The organism is Jejuia pallidilutea, from assembly GCF_002973595.1.
GTDB classification, from domain to species: Bacteria; Bacteroidota; Bacteroidia; order Flavobacteriales; family Flavobacteriaceae; genus Jejuia; species Jejuia pallidilutea.
Genome location: NZ_PVEO01000004.1, coordinates 281,021 through 303,230 on the forward strand (window position 1 = coordinate 281,021; position 22,210 = coordinate 303,230).

The window sequence follows — 22,210 nt, forward strand, 5'->3', positions numbered from 1 at the left end:
AATGAAAAAAAGCCTCTTAGTTTTACTATTTACCAGTGTTTCGGTGTTTTCAATCGCACAGAATCCAGTGTTTACGCATTTGTTTACTGCAGATCCTGCACCACATGTGTGGCCCAACGACGACCGACTTTGGGTTTACACTACTCGCGACGAACCAGGATCAAATAATCACTATGGAATGACCGATTACCATGCATTTTCTACTACCGATATGGTTAATTGGACAGATCACGGACGTATACTACACTTAGATAATGTAGATTGGGCAGAGAGTCATGCTTGGGCAATGGATGCCGTATATTATCGAGACCACTACTATCTTATTTACTGTATGAAAGAGGCCGGTATAGGACTTTTTAGAACGGGTGTTGCCAGAAGTGATGTTCCCGAAGGCCCCTTTACCGATTTAGGTTATGTAAAAGGTGTAGAGTTTGGACAAGATCCAGCAATATTTATAGACGATGATGGTACACCTTATTTGTTTTGGGGTCACGATAGAAAATGTTTTGGAGCAGAATTAAACAGCGATTTAATGTCCATTAAACCTGAGACTTATGTAGATTTAACATCGCAATTAACTCATGTTTTTGAAGGACCTTGGGTTCATAAATACAAAGGTAAATATTACCTCACCTATCCGGGGCTTACACCAAGACGTTGGCCAGAGAAAATGTTTTATGCAGTTGCTGATAAACCCTTGGGGCCTTATGAATTTAAAGATTGTTTTATTGATGATTTTGAAGGGCAAAGCGGAACGAATCATGGCGGTATTGTAACTTATAAAGGAAAAGATATCATGTTTTATCATAGTGCTTGGTTGTCTGGTGGATTAAGTGAAACAAGATCGGTTATGGCCGATTATTTGCATTATGATAAAGACGGAAATATCATCCCTATTGTACCTTCTAAAAAAGGTTTAGGTAACGCAAATCGAACAAAAACAACTATACATTTAGAAGCAGAAAATGGATTTGCAGCAGGAGGTAAATTGTACAACGTAATAGTTGATACCTATATGAAAGACTACGGTGGTAAAGGATATGTTACCAATTTTGATAATCCTTACGACCACGTATCAATGCTAGCTCAAGTAGCTAAACCTGCTAAATACCGTTTTATTGTACGTTATGCATCACCCGAGGGAGAATCAAACCATGATGTTTTAATCAATAGCCACCAATATCGCGAATTTAAGTTTCCAAAATCAGAAACGTTTAGAGAAATCGATTTTGGTCCTGTTGAATTAAAAGCAGGCGATAATATTATACGCATTCTTAGGAGCAATTGGAAACCAACTAAAGGATATTTTGCCTTAGATTATATTAAACTAGAACAAATTTTTGAAGATTAAAAAACAAATTATAATGAGAATTTTTTGTATTGCATTCATTTCTATTCTATTCATTAACCCTATATCATCGCAAGATATCAACATAGATGCTAGCCAAAACGGTGAGAAGTTCGAACACTTTTGGAGCAAAATGGTTGGTGCTGGTAGAGCAAACGAAGGCTTACGAGCAGGTTGGTTAGAACAACTTCAAAAAGTTCAGGAAAATTGCGGATTCGAGTATGTGCGTTTCCATGGCATTTTTCACGACGATATGTTTCCAGTTTTCGAACACAACGGTAAAATAACCTATAACTGGCAATACATTGACGATTTATTCGACAGAATGCTCGATTTAAACGTAAAACCCTTTGTTGAATTAGCCTATTTCCCTTCAATTTTAGCTGCAGAAAATAGTAAAACTCAATTTTGGTGGAAAGCAAATATCACCCCCGATGAATCTAAGTATAACGAGTGGCATAATTTAGTAAAAGCGTTTACACAACACTGTGTAGACCGCTATGGTATAGATGAAGTGCTAACTTGGTACTTTGAAGTTTGGAACGAACCTAACTTAACTCGTGGGTTTTGGGACGGTACAAAATCTCAGTATTTCGAATTGTATAAACAATCGGTGTTAGCGGTGCGATCTGTAGATAACCGTCTTAAAGTTGGCGGACCATCGTCTAGTAATTTTGTTGCAGATGGTCGCTACGAAGGTGAAAAAGAAGATACTGGCGGTTTTACAGTTACGTTTACTGCCGAAAATATTAACGAACTCCAGTGGCGAGGGGTTTGGATTGAAGACTTTCTAGACTATTGTGAAAAAGAAAACCTTCCTGTAGATTTTATAAGTACACATCCTTATCCCACAGATTTTCCTTTAGATCCGCGTACAGGAAAAGGAAAAGACTTTTCGCGTTACGTACAATCTACTGTAGAAGATATTAAATGGTTGAATAAAGTACTGGCTAAAAGTGCGTTTCCTAATGCCGAAATTCACCTTACAGAATGGAATACCACACCAAACAGTAGAGATGCAATGCACGATTTTTTACCACCTGCGGCTTATATTGTTCGCACAAATTTAGAGAGTATTGGTTTAACCAACTCGCTTGCCTTTTGGACGTTTACAGATATTTTTGAAGAGAAAGGTGGTGGTGAAAGTATCTTTCATGGCGGGTTTGGAATGATAAACTATCAAGGGTTAGTAAAACCTTCGTATCATGCGTACAGAATGCTACATCAACTTGGTGATGAGAAATTATATAAAGATGAATTCCTGTTTGTAAGTCGTAAGTCCGGGAATGGTAAAATAGTAGCATTGGCTTACAATTATCCAAAAGAACACTATAATGCTGTTCCAAAAAGTATTCGAAAAATTGATAAACATTATAACGGAAGTTCGAGACAACTCAATTTTTCACTTTCAAAATTAAAACCTGGTACACAATTCAAAATAGAAATATTAGATAAAGATCACGGTAATATTTACGATTACTGGGAAAAAATGGGTAAACCAGAACCACCAACAAGAGAGCAGATAAAAGTGATGAAGGCATTTGCGGAGCGCTTAAATACTAATATTGTGACTGCTGATACTAATGGAAATCTGAAAATTCAGAAGGAGTTAACACCTTGGAGTGTTGTTTTAATAGAACAAATCAATTAGTTAAATAAAACTGCCGGCCACAATAGTTTTAAAAAGTTTGCTGAAAGCATTCAGGTTATAATATTAAAAAGCATAAATAATGAAAAATCTTATTACCATAATTGGAATTATCCTCTGTTTTGGAGGCATAGTGCATGCACAGGAAACAGACAAAATTCCACTACCTGAAAATTTAGAACAAGGTTATCCTAGAATTTACATTACGCAATCCGAAAAGAAATCGCTCGAAAAAACCATTAAAAAGGAAGCTTGGGCAAAAGATGTACTTTCTGGAATTCATAAGCGAATCGACGCGCATGTAGAGCGTCATATAACCGACCCAGAGTGGATGGTTTCCAGGTTAATGATGTATTGGAAAACCAAAGCCACCAATGTATATGTTAATGGTATTTACTATTCGCATGCCGATGGAGAAGCACCAGTGCCTACAGTGCGTTTTACTGGTTCTCGAGATTATACTACCAATTACGCAATGCCCGAATTGGAAGATATTTTGCCTTATATGGATGATGAACGCGGACTTTACCTTAGGAATAAAACCAAAGAAGGAAAGCCTTTAGAGTGGGTAGAACAGTCTAAAACAGGTGGAATAATTCACCGACACAATCAGAAGTTAATGGATTTGGCTCGTGATGCCGCCTTTTTGTATTGGCTTGAAAACGATGAGCCATTTGCAAAATTCGCCTTCGATATTTTTGATACCTACATGACGGGTATGTACTACCGTAACGCGCCTGTTGATTTAATGAATGGGCATATTCAAACATTGGTTGGTATGGAGTGTTTTCAAGTAATTCATGAAAAAACACTGATTTCTGCTTCAGAACTTTATGATTTTTTACATCAGTACATTGAAAATAATCATCCAGAAAAAATCAAAATTTACGATGCCACTATAAAAAAATGGAACGACCAAATTATTAAAAATGGTGTGCCACAAAACAACTGGAATTTGCATCAGGCGAAAATCATTTTAAAAGCGGCCATGGTTCTGCAAAGCGATGAAAACTATGAGGACAAAAAAGGACGCGAATACTATATCAATTATATTTTAAATGAAACATCGCCACGTCAATGGTCATTAACCAAACTCTTAGATTATGGGTATGATAAAAATAATGGCATTTGGGCAGAATGTCCGGGGTATTCGTTTGGGGTAACCAATGACGTAGTTCGTTTTATTAATGATTTCGATAACACATTTAACCATAATATTTTACCGTATCTACCAGTAATGGAAAAGGCTGTAAAAGTACTTCCGCAATATCTATTTCCAAACGGACAAACGGTGGCCTTTGGCGATAGCAATTATGGGGCGTTAAGAACCGATGCTATTAGCGATATTATTCGAATTGCCCAAAAAAATAACAATGCAGAATTAGAGAAAGAATTTACCGAAATGTATCGCTTATTCACTGAAGGTTCAAAAGACTCTAAAGGGGATAGAAAACCGAGAGCCAATATCAGTTCATTTTTTGCTAGTAAACCTCTTGAGTTGAACCCAAAATATGGCACAGGAAAACTGGAGGATTACATCACTCAAACGTTTTACGCGCCTAACGTAAGTTGGCATGTGCAACGAATGGGAGAGGGCAAAAACGGTATGATGGTATCTTTAAACGGTTCCTTGGGCAACCATATGCATGCTAATGGCATTAATATGGAACTCTACGGGAAAGGCTTTGTACAAGGCGCCGATCCAGGAAAAGGAGCAGGATACCTTCAACCTATTTATTTAGAGTATTATTCGCAATTTCCAGCACATAATACGGTAATGGTTGATGGTGCTTCGTCTTATACCGAAATGTTGAGTTACCATGCTTTCGATGTAATGGGCGAATATCCAAAATCGGAACAAAAACGAGGCTATTATCCAGACATCACTTATTCTGATGTTTACTTTTTAGAACCAGAAACCCGCAGCGACCAATCGCGTTTGGTGAGTATTGTAAAAACAGGTGAAGAAACGGGGTATTATATCGATGTGTTCCGTTCTAAAAAACAACGTAAAGGCGATAAATTTCATGATTACTACTATCATAATTTAGGGCAATCAATGGAAATAATGGATGCGGACGGGAACCCTTTGGAACTCGCACCTAGTGACGAAATGGGTTTTGCTGGTGGCCATTTGTATGCTTTGGACTATATGTGGGATAAAAAATCTAAAAAAACCAATAACGACTACCAAGTAGAATGGAAAATAGATTTTGAAGATGGTAAAGACGATGTTTTTATGAACTTGTGGATGAAAGGTACCGAAGGGCGCGAAGTATTTTCTATTAAATCACCTCCAAATAAAGCCTTTAAAGGAAATCATGGCTTGCCTTATGAGGTAGACAAACAACCGTATTTAACTTTCGCAGCAAGACAACATGGTGCGGCATGGGAAAAACCGTTTGTATCGGTTTACGAACCGTTTACATCTTCTGAAGGAAAAAGCATTAAAAGTATTTCGAGTTTTGAAGATGAAAACGGAAATAAAGAGTTTGTTGGGCTAAATATTAGCCATAAATCTGGCCGTAAGGATATTGTGTTTTCATCAGCAAATCACGAAAAAGTGCAGTATAAAGATATGACTACCGACGCCACTTATACGGTGATTGCTCAAGAAAAAAATGATGATTGGGTAATCTTCATTGGAAACGGAAAAGAGGTTATAGCCAAAGGTTATACAATTTCAGCTACTACCTACGGAAATATCGTTTTAAAACAACAAAATGGGCAATTAATGTTGCATAATGAAGTACCAGTTGAAATAACTCAAAACTCTAAAAAAGTGAAGTTTGATGTTGGTGATTATAGGGTAATTAACTTTAAATAAAACAAAACGATTTTAAATGAAATTAAGCATAAAAACTATTAAAATACTATTTGTCTTAGTGTGTTGTCCGTTAGCACTAATGGCTCAAAAGCCAAATGAACAAGAGATTTTGGATACATTTCCAAACAAGGAAACCGTAGTCTATAAAACGGTAGATGGACAAGAATTAGACATGCTTATTTTTTATCCAGATGAAGAAAAAATGACTTCTAAAAACCCTTGGATGATGCACGTTCATGGCGGAGGATGGGCAGGAGGTAGTAAATACAATATCCTTAAAAAAGCATTTTTAGGGAGTTTAAAATCTCTTTTAGATAATGGTGTTATCTGTGTTACAATTAAATATAGATTAGCCAAAGGAAATTCTAACGCTTACGATGCTGTAGTAGACGCCAAAGATGCGGCGCGTTTTCTTCTAAAACATGCAAAACGTTTCAAAGTAGATAAAAAACGATACGGTGTTTGGGGCGGTTCTGCTGGAGGACATCTTAGTTTAGTAACAGCCTTGGGTAAAAATGCAGACTTTAAAGGCGATTCAGAATTTAAAACTTGCAAACCTAAGTTTAAATGTGTGGTATCATATTTTCCGTTTACCTCATGCTTAAACCCAGAAATACGTCCAGGTTCTATTTTTGAAGATGGTAAATTATTCGTAAGACTTTTAGGTGCACCTTTAGATGAGAAACCTGAATTGGCGAGATTACTAAGTCCTACCGAACTTTTAAAGAAGAACAGTCCGCCAATTTTATTAATACATGGCGATAAAGATACGGTGTTACCAATTGTCAATTCTACTTATATGGTTGAGGTCGCCAAAGAAAAAAAGGCTGATGTTGAATTACTTACCGTAAAAAATGCTGCACATAGTTTTCATGGAAATAATATTTCACCGTCAATAGAGGAACTAAATAATTATGCAACAGCATATATACTGTCACATTTAAAATAAAAAAGGGTAATCATGTCAAATTTTAGTACATATAGTTTTAAGATTTTACGCGTATTAACGTTGGTTTTATGTTTATTCACAATTTCAATTTCCTGTAAAAGTAAATCTGAAGACAAGGAGTATGCAGAAAAAGTAAAAGTTTATCCTGCTCCAGAAGGCATAGAACTTTCTAAGGCTTTTGTGGTAGAAGTTGAGAATAAAAATGTACCAGTATTTAAGACTAAAATTCCACCCGCAGAACCCATTCCAAGATTAAATCATTCGCGTAGTGAGCATGGGTTTGCGTCATTTGCATCGTTTGATATGAACGAAGCTGTTATGGTAAGAGTTACGTATCCGCAACCGGTGAGTTCGGTGAAAATTTTACCAACCTCGTATGGAATTCAACCCAATTTTGAAGGAAATACCATTTCGTTTGTAATTGATAAACCAAGTAACTTAACCATTGAAGTTAATGGCGATTGGCATGAATCGTTACACATTTTTGCAAATCCTTTTGAGGAAGACATACCTAATCCTACCGACCCTAATGTAATATATTTTGGTCCTGGTGTTCACGATGTTAAAAGTATAAAGGTTGAAGATAGTACAACGGTATATATTGCGGGCGGCGCTTATATAAAAGCAGGATTGGATGCTGAGGAAGAAGAAGTTGAATTACGCGGCAGAAAAAGAAATCCACCTACCTTTTTCCTAGAAGGAAACCATATTACCATTCGAGGCAGGGGAATTATCGATCAATCCGCTATTCCAAGACCAAAAAGACGATACACCATATTCGCTCAGAAATCTAATGATATAAAAATTGAAGGCATAATTATTCGAGACCCTAGCCATTGGACAATTCCTTTGCAAGCTTCAGATAATATTCATGTTGATAATATTAAAATTTTAGGTTGGCGAGGAAATTCAGATGGTGTAGATATTTCCAATAGTAGAGACGCACTGGTTGAAAACTGCTTTTTCCGAACATTAGATGACGCGGTGGTTGTAAAATCGTTTGAAGGGAGAGGTGAAGTAAAAAATATTCATACACGAAATTGTGTGATTTGGAACGAATTGGCCCATGCCTTGAGTATTGGCGCTGAAGTGAGGGAAAATGTAACTAACGTGTTGTTTGAAGACTGCGATGTTATTCACGATGTGGGACGCGAAACTGCACTACGTGTGTATCATTGTGATGATGCAGTGATCCGCGATGTTACTTTTAAAAATATTAGGGTTGAAGAAGGGCGTAGACTTATTTCGGTTTGGATTGGAAAAACCCGATGGACGAAAACGCCCGAACGTGGTAATGTAAGAAATGTAGTGTTTAAAGATATAACAGCAACTTCAGCCCCAATTGATACTACCCTTACTGGATTTCAGGATGGTTCAGATTGGAAACCATATATTATTAGAGATCATGCGAGTATGCTGCTTACTGGTTTTGATGAAACACACACCGTTGAAGGCGTTGTTTTCGATAATGTTATTCTAGATGGAACACCAGTAAAAGCTAGCCAGGTAAAAGCAAATGAGTTTGTTAAAGATATTCAGTTTATAAATTAAAATGACTCTATTTCATTCAAAATTCGAATTAATAAAATTGAAAAGTATTTTCCTCATTGTGATTGTTGGCTTAACCTCAATTATGGGTTTTGCTCAAAGCAGCATACAATGTCAATCGGCAAAAGCTAACGATACCATTTATTATAATTTTGAATTTAAAAATGAAAATGCAAAAGCAGAAACATTTCATTTAAAAATAACTAATCTTAGAACTTTAGCGTGCGCATATATAGTATCAGATAGCATTGTTACTATCCAGCCACACGAAAGTTATTCTGGGAAATTAAGAGTTATCATTAGTGATAGAATGCCAAAAGGAGGCAAAGAATCTTGTTTTATTAGTCTTGAAAATCCATCAGAAAATTGCAATGAAACGCTAGAGTTTATATCGGTTAGGGCTAAGGAACACCCTTTTTTATTAGTAACAAATGAAATTATTAAAGAAGCCCAAGCCAAAGTGAAAAATTACCCGTGGGCAAAAGCAAATTTAGAGGCTATGCTAAAGGAACTAGATGCTTACAAGGTTCCTGAAAGAAAGATTGTGACTAAGCCTAGACCTGTAAAAGTTTGGTCTAGTTTTAATTACAGACCTAACGATAGTGAAGATGTATTTCGTTTGTGTTTAGCGTGGAAATTAACAGGTAAGGAAAGCTACAAAGCAAAAGCCATTCAATTTATAAAGGAGGTTTGCGATAAGGAAGAAGGCTACCTTTCAATAGGAGCAGCTACTTATGGCGTTCAAGTTCATGAAGGTAATTTCTTTTTGCATTTAGCCGCAGCCTGTGATATCCTTTTTAATGAGCCAGAGTTTTCAGCTGAAGATAGAAAGCATATAAAAGCAACTTTTCGGTATTATTTGGAGTTAAACCGAAAGCATATGGACCCTTTGGGTATTATGAATCATCAGGCAAGTGCCAATGCGGGAGCAATTCTGTCGGCATTATTTTTGCAAGATGTAGCCGAAGTGGAATATTTAACTAAGGCCGACGGAGGAATGGCAGACCAAATAGGAAAAGGTGTTATGGACGATGGTTGGTGGTTTGAAGGCACTGCCAATTATTGCTATTTAGTAGTGCAACGGTATAGTTTGGTGGCACAGGCATTTCAAAATTACGGATGGGATTTATACCACAGGCGTTTTCCTGTAAAATTTAAAAGTAAAGACTTTGAAAACGTTAAAGAAGGGTTTACAGGTATGAAATTTGATAATTGGGGACCCGTAACACAGAATACCATTGGATTGAAAGATATGGTTACACCATACATTCCGTTTATGGATGAAAACGCTAATGTGGTTGCTACTAACGATTCTAATTTAAAAACTCCAGATTCGTTTTACGAATTGGCGTATAGAGCCTACAAATTAAACGATTTAGCTTGGGTGATAAGTAAAACCAAAAGAGATTCTTGGTTGTCGTTAATGTACGGTGTTCCTGAGATACCAGAAGTTGAAGACCCTAGAACAACTTCGGCATTTGCCCCTAATGTAGGGTTGGTTGCTCTAAGATCGCAAGGAAAGGCGACTAGCCCAGAACAACAAATACAGGCCTATTTTAAATACGGAACCCACGGCGGTTGGCATGGGCATTTCGATAGAACTAATATGATTGGATTGGACCGTAATGGGCATAAATATTTTGGAGCAGAAATGGTATGGTTTGGGTACGGTAAACCAGGGTATAAAGAATGTGTGCAAACATCAGCCACCCATAATATGGTTATAGTAGATGAGTTGCAACAAGAAGCGGTACCTTCAAAGCAAACATTATTTTACAATGGCGAAAATATGCAGGCTACCGTAGTGGAAACAAAGGCTAGATGGCGAAAAATACCAATATGGAATGCTGAAAAATTTCCACCTTGGGAGGATACCGATTACGACGAGAATTTCGAACCCATTCTACAAAGACGGTTATCTATTGTTACGGACGATTATGTAGTTATTTCAGATTACATTTCATCAAACAAAAAACATAATTACGATTGGTTAATTCACCCTGTTGGTTTTCAAACATTAGAAGGAGCGAAAAAGAAAGGAAGGGTTTTGGATACTTTGAGCCATAAAAAAGATTCGCCTTATAAGTACTTTGCTGATGCCCAGTGGTATAGAATTAACAAAGGTGCTGTAGCTCAATTTAATGAAGAAGGCCATATATTGGATGTATATACACTTTGGCCTAAAAAAGCACAAGCTTTTATTTCTGATTATCCTAACGGAGGAAAACGTAGAATCATGAGAAATAATCCAGATAGAAGCACTTATGGAGTGCGTGTAAATGAAAAGGAAACCGCGTTTTTACATGTCTTAGAACCTTATAAGGGTACTAGTGTAATTTCTAAGACCTCCTCTAAAAACACAAACGATTTGGTGGTGTATTTAAAAGATGGTAGGCAACATAAATACGCTATAAATAATTTAAAAGAAGGCAATGTTACCGTGCTTTTTAGTGAGAGTTTGAATGGTAAAATAGTAAGAAAAGAGATAATAAAATAATAGCATTAAAAATGTTTGAAAATAAAAAAATAATAGGAGTATTACTGTTCTCCTTTTTAGTACAATGGAGTTGGAGTCAAAATCCAATTTTAAGACTAGGAGATAAAGATTTTGTTTACGCAGCAGATCCTGCTGCTGAAGTTTACAATGATAAAGTTTATGTGTATTGTTCTCACGATCAAGATACCGCTGTGAATTATAGTACTATGCAAGATTACATCGTGCTAGAATCTGATGATTTAAAAACCTGGAAAAACCACGGTGTAGTTTTAAAACCACGTGAATACAGTTGGGCACACGGACAAATGAATGCTCCAGATGTGGCGTATAAAAATGGTTGGTATTACTTCTATTTTCCATATAACAAAACCTATATAGGTGTAGCTAAAAGTAAAACTCCAGTAGGTCCTTGGGAAGAAGCAGTTACCGATAAAATAACAACCATTTTTGACCCAACCGTTTTTATTGATGATGATGGACAAGCCTATATTTTTGGAAGTGATTCTAAAGAAGATATAGGAGACAAAGGCAGACATGTTATGGGAGCAAAACTAAAAGATAACATGATAGAGCTTGATGGTCCATGGATGCGGTTAAGTGAAGAAACCGTTGCAGAGGCAGTGCATTGCTTTAAGCGTAATGGTAAATACTATTTTATGGCACGTAAAGGCTGGAGAACGGGTTATTGGATGGCAGATTCACCACTACCTACAACACCTTATGCAGAGTTTAAAGGCTACATTACCAAGAGACAAATAGATGCTCCCACGCATATGTCGGCCATAGAATTTAAAAATCAATGGTACTATTTTTATCAAAGAGGAGATGTAAATAATGGAACATTTCACAGGCGGTCAGCTTGTTTTGAAAAGCTGGAGTTTAATGACGATGGTACTATAATTCCGATAGAATATACCTTAGATAAAGGAGTTAAAACCAATAAACCCGTAACACCAATAAAATAATAGTGACTCAAAAATCAACATATATGACATTTAAAACCGTATGGACGGCAACATTTTTAGTTCTTATACTAATTGTAAACTCTTGCGCGAATAACGAACAGAAAACCCAAAGCAAAAATTCTATTTTAAAATTGTGGTACGATGCTCCGGCTGCCAACTGGAATGAAGCTTTACCATTAGGAAATGGTCGTTTAGGAGCCATGGTATTTGGTAATCCTACAAATGAAAATATTCAACTTAACGAATTAACACTTTGGGCAGGCGGACCTCATAGAAATGACAACCCATTAGCTAAAGGTGCACTTTCAGAAATAAGAAAATTATTATTCAATAAAAAATATGAAGATGCACATCGTTTGGCAAACGAAAAGTTTATTTCTAAAGTAGCCCACGGGATGCCTTATGAAACTGTGGGAAATTTAAGGTTGAATTTTAAAAATCAAGATAGTGTTTCTAACTATTACCGTGAATTAGATATTGAAAATGCTATCAACACCACCAAATATACCATTGATGGTGTGGAATTTAAGCGTGAAATTTTCACATCCTTTCCAGATGAAGTCATTATTATGAAGTTAACCGCCAATGAAAAGGGAAAAATAAGTTTCAATGCAACAATGGATCGCCCAGAGCCTGCAAAGGTTTCAATATTTACTGAAAATGATAATGTGTTAGTAATGACTGGTTTTGGAAGTGATAACAAAAACAAACGTTTACCAAAAGAAGCACCTGCTATTGAAGGTAAAATAGAGTTCGATTCTCGTGTAAAAATTGTACCAGAAGGTGGGAAGCTAACGGCATCAAAAGATGCGTTGGAGGTTGAAAATGCAGATAGTGTTACCTTGTATATTTCTATAGCCACCAACTTTGTAAACTACCAAGATTTAAGTGCCGATGCGCATCAACGAGCAGCAAATTATTTAGCAAAAGCAGAAAAGAAAGATTACCAGAATTTGGTAAAAGACCATACTGATTTTTATAAAAAATATTTCAATAGAGTATCGTTAGATTTGGGGACTTCAGAAGCTGCTAAAAAGCCAACCGATGTTAGAATTGATGAATTTAGAGATGGTTTCGACCCAGCATTGGCAGCTTTGTATTTTCAATATGGAAGATATTTGTTGATTTCCTCTTCGCAACCAGGAGGGCAACCAGCTAATTTACAAGGCCTGTGGTGTAAAGACTTAACACCGCCTTGGAAAAGTGCGTACACCATCAATATCAATACAGAAATGAATTATTGGCCTGCAGAGGTAACCAATTTAACCGAAATGCTCGAACCGCTTATAGAAATGGTAAAGGAGCTTTCTGTTACTGGTCAGGAAACCGCAGAAGTGATGTACGGTGCCGATGGTTGGGTAACACATCATAACACCGATTTGTGGCGCATTTGTGGGCCGGTAGACGGTGCTACTTGGGGTATGTGGCCAACAGGTGGCACTTGGTTAGCGCAACATGTGTGGGATAAATATATGTTTAATGGTGACTTAGAATATTTAGAAACCGTATATCCAGCTATGAAGGGTGCTGCTCAATTCTGTTTAAGTGTATTAACGCCAGAGCCTACAAATGGATGGTTGATTATTTCGCCTTCAATTTCTCCAGAACATGGTCCAAAAGGTCGTGCGAAAAGTGTCAATATTGCTGATGCTACAACTATGGATAATCAGTTGGTGTTTGATATGCTAACAAAAACCATTAAAGCAGCTAAACTATTGAATAAAGATGCCGATTTGGTTATGGAAATGGAAGCCACACTAGCTAAATTACCACCAATGCAAATTGGGAAACACAACCAATTACAAGAATGGTTGGAAGATTTAGATGATCCTGAAGACGACCACCGTCACGTATCGCATTTGTACGGGTTATACCCATCAAATCAAATTTCACCTTACAGAAACCCAGAATTGTTTAAAGGAGCAGAAAATACGTTGATTCAGAGGGGCGACCCATCAACGGGTTGGTCTATGAACTGGAAAATCAATCTTTGGGCACGTTTGTTGGATGGGAACCATGCTTATAAACTTATGGGCGATCAAATAAAATTGGTAGGAAGACCAGGTTCAAAAGGTGGTGGTACTTATGCCAATATGCTCGATGCGCATCCACCATTTCAAATTGATGGAAACTTTGGTTTTACTTCCGGTTTAACCGAAATGTTAGTGCAAAGTCATGATGGGGCTATACATTTAATTCCAGCCTTACCAGATGTTTGGAAAGACGGAAAGGTATCTGGATTAAGAGCACGAGGAGGCTTTGAAATTGTAGAATTGGAGTGGAGAGATGGTAAAGTGGCGAAGGCCATCATTAAATCAACTTTAGGAGGAAATCTTCGAATTCGCTCTTATAACGAACTGAAACTTCAAGATGAAGGAGAACTAAAACAAGCAACTGGAGAAAATCCAAATGTGTTTTATCAGGTTCCTCAAGTTAAGCGGCCACTAATTTCAAAAGCAGCCAATCTTGAAGAGGTGTCGTTAAAGCCAACGTATTTGTATGATGTGGAAACGAAAATTGGTGATGAGATAATCGTAATTCAGAAATAACAGTAGTTATAATTACTACATTAGATTGAACAAAACGTTAAGTGAATAAGTTTGTTGGTTACTAATTTAGCAATTATAAGAAGTAAACTCAAACATTATTATTAGAGTTTAAGCAATAAGCTCTATAGTTAACTTATGCCAAAAGCAATATAAAGCAGGTTTGTGAATACTTAGATATATTTCTAATTGGCATCCTACAGTTAACGAAAAGAGCTAAATTGTTATGGCAAGAACAATTTTTCTAGTCGAGGTAATCGCATCCGTTTAAAGTTTAATTAGTTTTTTTACAGTTGTTCCTTGAGAATTTGAAAAAATTAAAAAATAAATACCGGATTTGAAATTGCTTAGGCTAATATTTTTTTGGTTTTCTGATATTGGAATTTTTAATTCTAATATTCCACTAACATTATAAATTTCCACAATCGAATTAATGGCATTACTTATTGTTATGTTTTCTTGTGTGGGGTTTGGATACAGTTTTATTTTTTCTAATAAAAAATCGTTGGCGCTTAGCGTGCTAGTGCCATATACTTCAACTTCGGCTAGTTGTATCCCACGAGCTGAAGTTTTTGATATTTTAACAACCTTACCAATAATATCACCAGTGTCTATTGTTAAAGTTGGGTTGGGATAGTCTTCATAAAATTGAGAGAAGGTTACATCGCCACTTGCGTTAATAACTTCTACTGTAAAATTGTTTAGATCTGCACTGTAATTACTGCCAGTTCTATTGTAGATTTTTATTTCCCAGATGATTTTGTTTTCACCTAAATCTACTTGCCACCATTTAAGAGAGCCTTCTGTACCATGTTCCGTATGAGAAACGGAATTTCCACCATAGTTTCCATTAGTATCTCCATCGTTTGCTCTACTAGCTTCACCACCGTAACCCGTAGATGATTGTGATGCAACCCCGCCGTTTGAAGCTAGTGCTAGATTGTTTGCAGCACTATTGAAGTAAAAAGAGAAGTTATCAATTTTTAAAAGTGAACCACTACCTCCCTTAAACACAAAATAAAGGTCGTGAACTCCTTCGATGTTGGTAGTTGTGTAGTTAGAGAATACTTGGTAATTGCCCCAGTTTCCAGTATTGGTAATATTAACTGTTGCTAGTAAAGCGCCATCAATTGCACCGCTTCTTACCTCAATAAAACTCCCTGAAGTTGTAGAAGATGCTAAAATATCGATTGAATTGTAAATTTCATTATAACCAAAATCGACGTTAGAGAATTTAATGTAGTCATCATTCTCAATATTGCCAACAACATCATTAAATATTGAGAGGCTTTCTATAGAAACACCAGCCGAATCGCAAAAATCTTCAGCGCTAATTGGTAAAAAAGGATTAAAAGTAGCAACTGAACAAGGATTAGCAATAAAATTTAATTTGTCGATGTTAAATAGCCAACCTGCTTCGGTATCACTGTTAGCAACGAAGTAGATATCAGTTAAACCGTTAACCATTTGATTTAAGTTGGCTGAAAATTCTTGATAGGTTGCATAATTACCAGTACTTGTAATAGGAATAGTTGCAATTAATGTTCCTGTGTGGCTTCCTGTTCTAACTTCTAATTCAACATTGTTTTTGTCTCCAGAAGCAATAACATTTATAGATGTCATTCCTGTTAAATCTATGTTGTTAAAGCTAATCCAGTCTCCTGAATTGATATCAAATACTTCATTTTCGTTGTTATTACCAGTTTTAGCTTGTACGTTAATACCGGTCATATTATCATAGCATTCTGCCTGTAGGTTGTCTGCTCTATTATTGCATGGTCTGTTGTAGTTGCAACTACTTAGGTTTGTAACTGTGTTTCCTGATCCGTTATCGGTTACCGGCCCACAGGAGTAAATAGTGCAGCCTGTAGCATCTTCTAAATAAAGAGGGTATTTTGTATTGTTAATTAGCGTGATGTTGTCTGCTCTTCTTAATGGTGGCGTATCTCCGCTTGAACCTGCTAAAAACCTATTGGCATTTCGTGTTCCCCCAAGAACAATCTTAATATCGAGGTTAAAGTAAGTGGTGCCATCGTGAATGGTAAGATTATGGTTGGTTCCACCTGCAAAGAAATACGGAGTGTCTCCAATTTTAGGGATATAGTTATCTAAAATAGTTACCTCGTAAGTAGCATTAGAACGATGGATGTCTTCAGATAATATTGGCCCTACCGATGCATCTGCAAAACAGTTGATGACATCACCATTGTTGCCTAACCAAAAACCACCTTCGCAGGCTAGCGCTGTACAGTTTTCAATACGTTTATTATTACCGCCCTCTGCACCAGTGTTTACACCAACACGCATTTTTATAATAGTACAATCAATAACAGTTGTATTCAATGTTTGTCTGTCTACCCCTGTATTGTTGCCTTGTGCATCAAATACTTTTCCTGTAGAGTATGCTCTAATTCCTGCTTCTTGAAGGCTAAAGGTATAATCGCTTGTATGGTCTTTTAAGTTGAAACCCCAAACGGTTTCAAAATCAACATTATCAGCAGGAGACCCTGTACCTGCTTCCTGTAGCATTTCGCCAACAGTTCGTAATTCGCCTTCAATATAACAGCCTTCAACAATAGCATCGTGAGACCCCTGCATAAAAATACCATGTCCATACGCTCTCATAATAACCGTGCAATTTTTTAAATGATTTCTATCGCCTCTTACTAAAATACCTGCGTGTTTATTGTGGCGAATCACACTTCCCCCGCCTTTGCCAAAGGTGTCTCCATAGCCATAAGGGAATGAGCCTCTAACTGTAGTTTTAAAGCCTTCAATAAGGTTGTCGGCACCGTCTAGGTGGATTGATCCGGCTCCTTTAGTTGGTACGGTCATGCCGATATCCTCAAGGGTAAGGTTTTTATAAGTATTGTTGCTCCCAACAGGCCAGAATTCAATAATATCTACGCCTCCGTATAATGTGAAAATTTTGGTGTCTATTTCAAATTTTACCCCAGTAAAATCGAAGGTACTGTTGTTTCCCGTAAACAATAGGAGCCTAGGGTCGTCAAAAAGTTTTCCTGGGCCACAATTATCTGTGTTGAAATAATAGGTGCCAGGAGTCATTACAAAGTTGCCATTGCTATCATCTAATCGGTCTTTTAATTCCGCAAGTGAGTTTATGGCTGTTTGTGCCTGTGCAAAACCTAAGGCTACTAAACAAATTAGCCATAAAAGTAAAGTAGTTTTTTTCATGCCAATCTTCTTATTTTAGTTTTTGTAAAATAAATTCATAATAGGCAAGAAACTTATAAATTTAAGTGCGGATGATATAAATTATCTTCCATTTATTGAGATAAGTAGGCCATGGAAGAAGAATTTATTTTTCTGAAAAAGAAATAGCTTTAAAAATACAAATGTGTTTATTTTTCGATTCTAGTACCATTAATCACCCTTTCAGTTTAAAAAATAGTAGAGGTCGTTTGTTAATTTATTGAAATAATATATCTGTAAAATCTTATTCCTAAAAATCAACATAGTTTATAGTCTATGGCCTATGATTTATATAGTCTGAGTAACGAATTTTGTATTATTGTTACATTAATGTTTTTTCAAATTAAATCATAAAAATGAAGTTGTATCAAACTATATACAGTATTGTTTTTTTTTCACTTGCATTGTCATGTTTCGCTCAAAACACTAAATCAATTACTGTAGAAAGTCTTCTAAAAGACATGGTTGATAGAGACGCCATTGCACGATTTCCAACAACCAACTTTAGGTTGAAACAGGAAAGTAGTTACAATAGGGCATCTAAAACTCCCGAGGACACAGATGGCTGGTTTATAAATCATGATTTCAACAGTAAAGAAACCGACCACAATTTTATACGAACAGAGGAAAAAAATGGTAAAAAAGAATGGGTATTAATGGAGCATATTGGTCCTGGCGCCATTGTACGAACTTGGATGCCGTTTTTAAAACCCGATAAACCCGATACCGATATCACCATAAAAATATATTTAGACGGTAATGATGAACCCGTTTTTGAAGGCAATATGTTGGGCTTGTTAGATGGAACAAGTGACATCCCTTATCCGTTGGCGCATCAATCATTACGTTCTGCGGTGTCTTTTTTCCCTATTCCGTATGCTAAAAGTTGTAAAATAACAACCGATGCGATGCCATTCTTTTATCAATTTACCTATAGAGCATACGATGATTATACGCCAATAAAAACCTTAACGAAAGAAGATTTCAAAAACGCTATGCAACTTACTAAAAAGGTTGGCGAGTTATTGTTGAATCCTGAAAAGGTAGAAAATGGAGAACAGGTTTCGTTTAGTGCGAGATTAGGTTCCAAAAAAGAAAAATCGGTAGCATTACCAAATGGCACTGGTGCCATCCGTAAGTTAAGTGTGACGTTGGACAATTATAAAAACCCTGAAGTAACCCGTACCGTAGTTTTAAAAATAGAGTTTGATGGAGAAGAAACGGTTTGGTGCCCCATAGGAGATTTTTTTGGTAGTGGTATTGGTTTAAACCCATACCAAGGTTGGTATAGAACGGTAAACGAAGACGGAACTATGACCAGCAGATGGGTAATGCCGTATCAAAAATCAGGAAAAATATCAGTTGTAAACTTAGGTAAAAAATCCGTAAAAGTAAATGTGAAAGCTACAGTAGGCTCATGGCAATGGGATGACGACACTATGTACTTTAACGCTGCTTGGAGAGGGCAGTATCCAGTATCTACACGTCCGTATTCAGACTGGAATTATGTAACGCTTAAAGGGCGTGGTGTATATGTTGGCGATGCTCTAACTATAATGAACCCAGTTGAAAAATGGTGGGGCGAAGGCGACGAAAAAATCTGGGTAGATGGCGAAGATTTTCCATCTATTTTCGGCACAGGAACCGAAGATTATTACGCGTATTCTTGGGGAGGACGAAGCACCGATTTTTACGAGCATCCATTCCACGCGCAACCAAAATGCTACGTTTATAATAAGTTAAACCGAAAAACAACCAAAGAAAGAAATACTTCAGGTTATAGCACCGAAACGAGAAGTAGAGCACTTGATATAATGCCGTTTAGTAGCTCGTTGCAGTTGGATATGGAAATTTGGAGCTGGACCGATTGCGAAATGGGTTACGGTGTAGGCATGTATTGGTATGGTGATAAGCAAACCACATCGAACAGAATTCCAGATGAAAAGGAAGTTTTAAATGTGCCGCCATTACCTAAAGGGTTTCCTAAAAACTAAATCAACAATCAATCAAAACTAAACTTAACAATTAATGCAAACCATCAAGAAAATCTCTTTTATCCACCTAGTAGCGTTAACCTTTTTATTGGTTAGCTGTCAGACTCAATTTAAACACGAATTCGACAAAAGTGATAATGGAGTTACTATTCAACAAGACAGTACCATTATCAACATAGAAGTAATTAACGAATCGATTATCCACATTAATAAAATGAGGTTGGGCGATAAGCCATCAACACTTCCAGATTATGTTACGGTTTTAAAGCCTCAAAAAGTAAATTGGGAAGTTATTGATGCAGAAGATGTTTTGACCATAAGCACAGATTCATTAAATGTATTGGTGAATGCCAATGGTGTTATTGAATACCAAACGAAAGATAGCTTGAACTTAGTCTCTGAAACTAACGAGCTCACTTACATCAAACCAAATTCCGAAAAAAATAAAGTATCGCAAGCGTTTTTGGCAGGCGATGAGGCATTGTATGGCTTAGGGCAATTTCAAAGTGGCATCATGAACTGGAAAAATGTACCCATCCGTTTGCAACAATACAATCAGGAAATTGCTGTACCGTTTTTAGTGTCAACTAAAGGCTATGGTATTTACTGGCACAATTACAGCCTTACAGATTTCAATAAACCAAAAAACGAAATTGAGTTTGATTCAGCCGAAACTGTTTCAACAGAAAAAAATAATAAAGAAGCATCGGTTGAAGGTGAAAAAGAAGATGTAGCGGCGCATATTACCAAAACCGAAGCAGAACGAAAAAATATTCGCGAAACCACATTTACACCAACAAAAACAGGTGAATATACCTTTTTAGCGTTGAGTGATAATGGCGGACGTATGCGAGGTGAAATAAAAGTTACAATCGATGGCGACGATATCATCAATTACGAAACTATTTGGATGCCACGACGCTATTCAGGAAAAAAACGCTTAGAAGCAGGAAAAACTTATAAGGTCGTGTTTCAAAATACGGGGGCTAAAATTCCTGGAAGATTATTTTATAACGAACCCGATTTTAACAAAACGGTATTCAGTAGTACGCATGGTAATGCCATCGATTATTATCTAGTTCAAGGAGGAAATCCAGCCGAGGTTATTTCAGAGTACCAAAACCTTACCGGGAAAGCGCCGTTGTTCCCCAAAACGGCTTACGGATTTTGGCAATGTAGAGAGCGTTACCACAATCAAGAAGAGCTGTTAGAAAATGCTCATGAAATGCGTGAGCGAGAAATTCCTGTTGATAATATTGTGCAAGATTGGTTTTACTGGCCCAAAGGTACCAAAGGACCTGAGTGGGATAGAGCGAAATATCCAGACCCAGAAGCTATGGTTGAAGAACTTACCAAGTTGAACTTAAAATTAATGGTATCGGTTTGGCCTGAGGTAAAAAATGAAGCGCTAGAGAAAAAATACAATCTTAAAAAAATAAATAGCAGCAACTATATTGATATTTACGATAAAGGCGTGAGCGAACGCTTTTACCGCATGTTGAGCGACTCGATGTTCCATTATGGGGTGAGTTCCATTTGGTTGGATGGTACAGAGCCAGAAGGTGTAAAAGATGCAAAAGCCATGACTGCCGTTGGTCGATTTGAAGAGGTTCAAAACCCATATTCGTTGGAAGTTACTAGAGCAATGTACGAAGGCAGAAGAGCTGAGTTTCCTAATCAACGCGTTTTTAATTTAACACGTTCAGCCTATGCTGGACAGCAACGTTACGGAGCGACTTCTTGGTCGGGCGATGTGGAAGCATCATGGGAGCAGTTGGAAGAACAGATTTCAGCAGGTCTTAATTTTACCATGGCTGGAATTCCGTATTGGACACATGATATTGGTGGTTTCTTCAGAGATTCAAAATCGATAAATCCAAGATTCGACAACCAGTACACCAATCCAGAATTTATTGAGTTACTAACCCGCTGGTTTCAGTTTGGAGCTTTTAGTCCTATTTTTAGAATTCACGGGTATAAATCAGAAACCGAAATCTGGCGATACAACCAAGAGTTTGAAGATATTGCTCGAAAGTTCATTGATATACGCTACCAACTCATGCCTTACATTTATTCCGAAGCTTGGAAAGTCACCACACAGGGTAAATTAATTATGGCGCCATTAACGTATCAATACCCGAACGATAAAAACACCTGGGGCATAAAAGACCAATTTTTATTTGGAGAATCTATGATGGTGGGTATCGTTACCGAATACAAGAAACGAACTATGGATATGTATTTTCCAGAAGGGACTTGGTATAACTTTTGGACGGATGAACAAGTTGAAGGAAACCAAAACATTATGGTAGATGCACCACTAGATGAAACCCCCATTTTTGTAAAGGCGGGAAGCATTTTGCCTATTGGTCCTAAAGTTGAGAACGTTAACGTTAGAACTCAAAAGCCAATTTTTATAGTAGTTTATCCAGGTAAAGATGCTGAATATACTATGTATTTAGATGATGGAGAATCTTATAATTATGAACAAGGCACGTATTCTGAAATCAAATTTTCTTATTCCGAAGCTACGAAAACGCTAACGGTTAAAAAGGGCGACGGTTCTTATTACGATTTTGAAACCACGCCGATAGAATTCGCTTTTCAAATGGTTGGTAAAAGAAGTAAAGAGGAAGCATATTTCTTAGGTGAAGAGTTAACCATTCAGTTTTAAA

11 protein-coding genes are annotated in these 22,210 nt (G+C 36.9%); 10 read left to right on the forward strand and 1 reads right to left on the reverse strand.

The window, feature by feature from the left end; genetic code table 11:
- Position 1: 1 nt before the first annotated feature.
- The 8 genes from CLV33_RS08790 (at position 2) to CLV33_RS08825 (ending at position 14,331) form a co-directional block, all read left to right on the forward strand.
- On the forward strand, positions 2 to 1,351 hold the full coding sequence (locus CLV33_RS08790) for a family 43 glycosylhydrolase (RefSeq protein ID WP_170063998.1): 1,350 nt from the start codon (positions 2 to 4) through the stop codon (positions 1,349 to 1,351).
- Positions 1,352 to 1,364: 13 nt separating this feature from the next.
- Complete coding sequence (locus tag CLV33_RS08795) at positions 1,365 to 2,999, forward strand: GH39 family glycosyl hydrolase (RefSeq protein WP_105473660.1); 1,635 nt, start codon at positions 1,365 to 1,367, stop codon at positions 2,997 to 2,999.
- A gap of 79 nt (positions 3,000 to 3,078) precedes the next feature.
- The gene (locus tag CLV33_RS08800) at positions 3,079 to 5,823 is read left to right on the forward strand and encodes a hypothetical protein (RefSeq protein WP_105473593.1); all 2,745 of its coding nucleotides are present in this window, start codon (positions 3,079 to 3,081) and stop codon (positions 5,821 to 5,823) included.
- Positions 5,824 to 5,839: 16 nt separating this feature from the next.
- Positions 5,840 to 6,772: a prolyl oligopeptidase family serine peptidase gene (locus CLV33_RS08805; protein WP_105473594.1), complete on the forward strand. Its 933-nt coding sequence runs from the start codon at positions 5,840 to 5,842 to the stop codon at positions 6,770 to 6,772.
- 12 nt (positions 6,773 to 6,784) lie between these two features.
- On the forward strand, positions 6,785 to 8,323 hold the full coding sequence (locus tag CLV33_RS08810) for a glycosyl hydrolase family 28 protein (RefSeq protein ID WP_105473595.1): 1,539 nt from the start codon (positions 6,785 to 6,787) through the stop codon (positions 8,321 to 8,323).
- A gap of 37 nt (positions 8,324 to 8,360) precedes the next feature.
- On the forward strand, positions 8,361 to 10,817 hold the full coding sequence (locus CLV33_RS08815; protein ID WP_170063999.1) for a heparinase II/III domain-containing protein: 2,457 nt from the start codon (positions 8,361 to 8,363) through the stop codon (positions 10,815 to 10,817).
- An 11-nt stretch (positions 10,818 to 10,828) separates the two neighbouring features.
- Positions 10,829 to 11,782, forward strand: coding sequence for a family 43 glycosylhydrolase (locus CLV33_RS08820; RefSeq protein ID WP_105473597.1), 954 nt, complete (start codon positions 10,829 to 10,831; stop codon positions 11,780 to 11,782).
- Between the two features lie 23 nt (positions 11,783 to 11,805).
- Entirely contained in the window at positions 11,806 to 14,331 is a 2,526-nt protein-coding gene (locus tag CLV33_RS08825) for a glycoside hydrolase family 95 protein (RefSeq protein ID WP_105473661.1), read from the forward strand.
- A 264-nt stretch (positions 14,332 to 14,595) separates the two neighbouring features.
- Here CLV33_RS08825 and CLV33_RS08830 read toward each other — a convergent pair whose 3' ends face one another.
- Entirely contained in the window at positions 14,596 to 17,523 is a 2,928-nt protein-coding gene (locus tag CLV33_RS08830) for a carbohydrate-binding protein (protein ID WP_105473598.1), read from the reverse strand.
- Positions 17,524 to 17,897: 374 nt separating this feature from the next.
- Here CLV33_RS08830 and CLV33_RS08835 point away from each other — a divergent pair, with 374 nt between their 5' ends.
- On the forward strand, positions 17,898 to 19,535 hold the full coding sequence (locus CLV33_RS08835) for a glycoside hydrolase family 172 protein (protein WP_105473599.1): 1,638 nt from the start codon (positions 17,898 to 17,900) through the stop codon (positions 19,533 to 19,535).
- A gap of 34 nt (positions 19,536 to 19,569) precedes the next feature.
- Positions 19,570 to 22,209 carry a glycoside hydrolase family 31 protein gene (locus tag CLV33_RS08840; protein ID WP_105473600.1) on the forward strand — a complete coding sequence of 880 codons (2,640 nt, stop codon included), beginning with the start codon at positions 19,570 to 19,572 and terminating at the stop codon, positions 22,207 to 22,209.
- Position 22,210: the final 1 nt, after the last annotated feature.

Excerpts from the sequence above, each read along its gene's own strand:
- CLV33_RS08790 (WP_170063998.1), top strand. The coding sequence starts at position 2 with ATGAAAAAAAGCCTCTTAGTTTTACTATTTACCAGTGTTTCGGTGTTT.
- CLV33_RS08795 (WP_105473660.1), top strand. The coding sequence starts at position 1,365 with ATGAGAATTTTTTGTATTGCATTCATTTCTATTCTATTCATTAACCCT.
- CLV33_RS08800 (WP_105473593.1), top strand. The coding sequence starts at position 3,079 with ATGAAAAATCTTATTACCATAATTGGAATTATCCTCTGTTTTGGAGGC.
- CLV33_RS08805 (WP_105473594.1), top strand. The coding sequence starts at position 5,840 with ATGAAATTAAGCATAAAAACTATTAAAATACTATTTGTCTTAGTGTGT.
- CLV33_RS08810 (WP_105473595.1), top strand. The coding sequence starts at position 6,785 with ATGTCAAATTTTAGTACATATAGTTTTAAGATTTTACGCGTATTAACG.
- CLV33_RS08820 (WP_105473597.1), top strand. The coding sequence starts at position 10,829 with ATGTTTGAAAATAAAAAAATAATAGGAGTATTACTGTTCTCCTTTTTA.
- CLV33_RS08825 (WP_105473661.1), top strand. The coding sequence starts at position 11,806 with ATGACATTTAAAACCGTATGGACGGCAACATTTTTAGTTCTTATACTA.
- CLV33_RS08830 (WP_105473598.1), bottom strand. The coding sequence starts at position 17,523 with ATGAAAAAAACTACTTTACTTTTATGGCTAATTTGTTTAGTAGCCTTA.
- CLV33_RS08835 (WP_105473599.1), top strand. The coding sequence starts at position 17,898 with ATGAAGTTGTATCAAACTATATACAGTATTGTTTTTTTTTCACTTGCA.
- CLV33_RS08840 (WP_105473600.1), top strand. The coding sequence starts at position 19,570 with ATGCAAACCATCAAGAAAATCTCTTTTATCCACCTAGTAGCGTTAACC.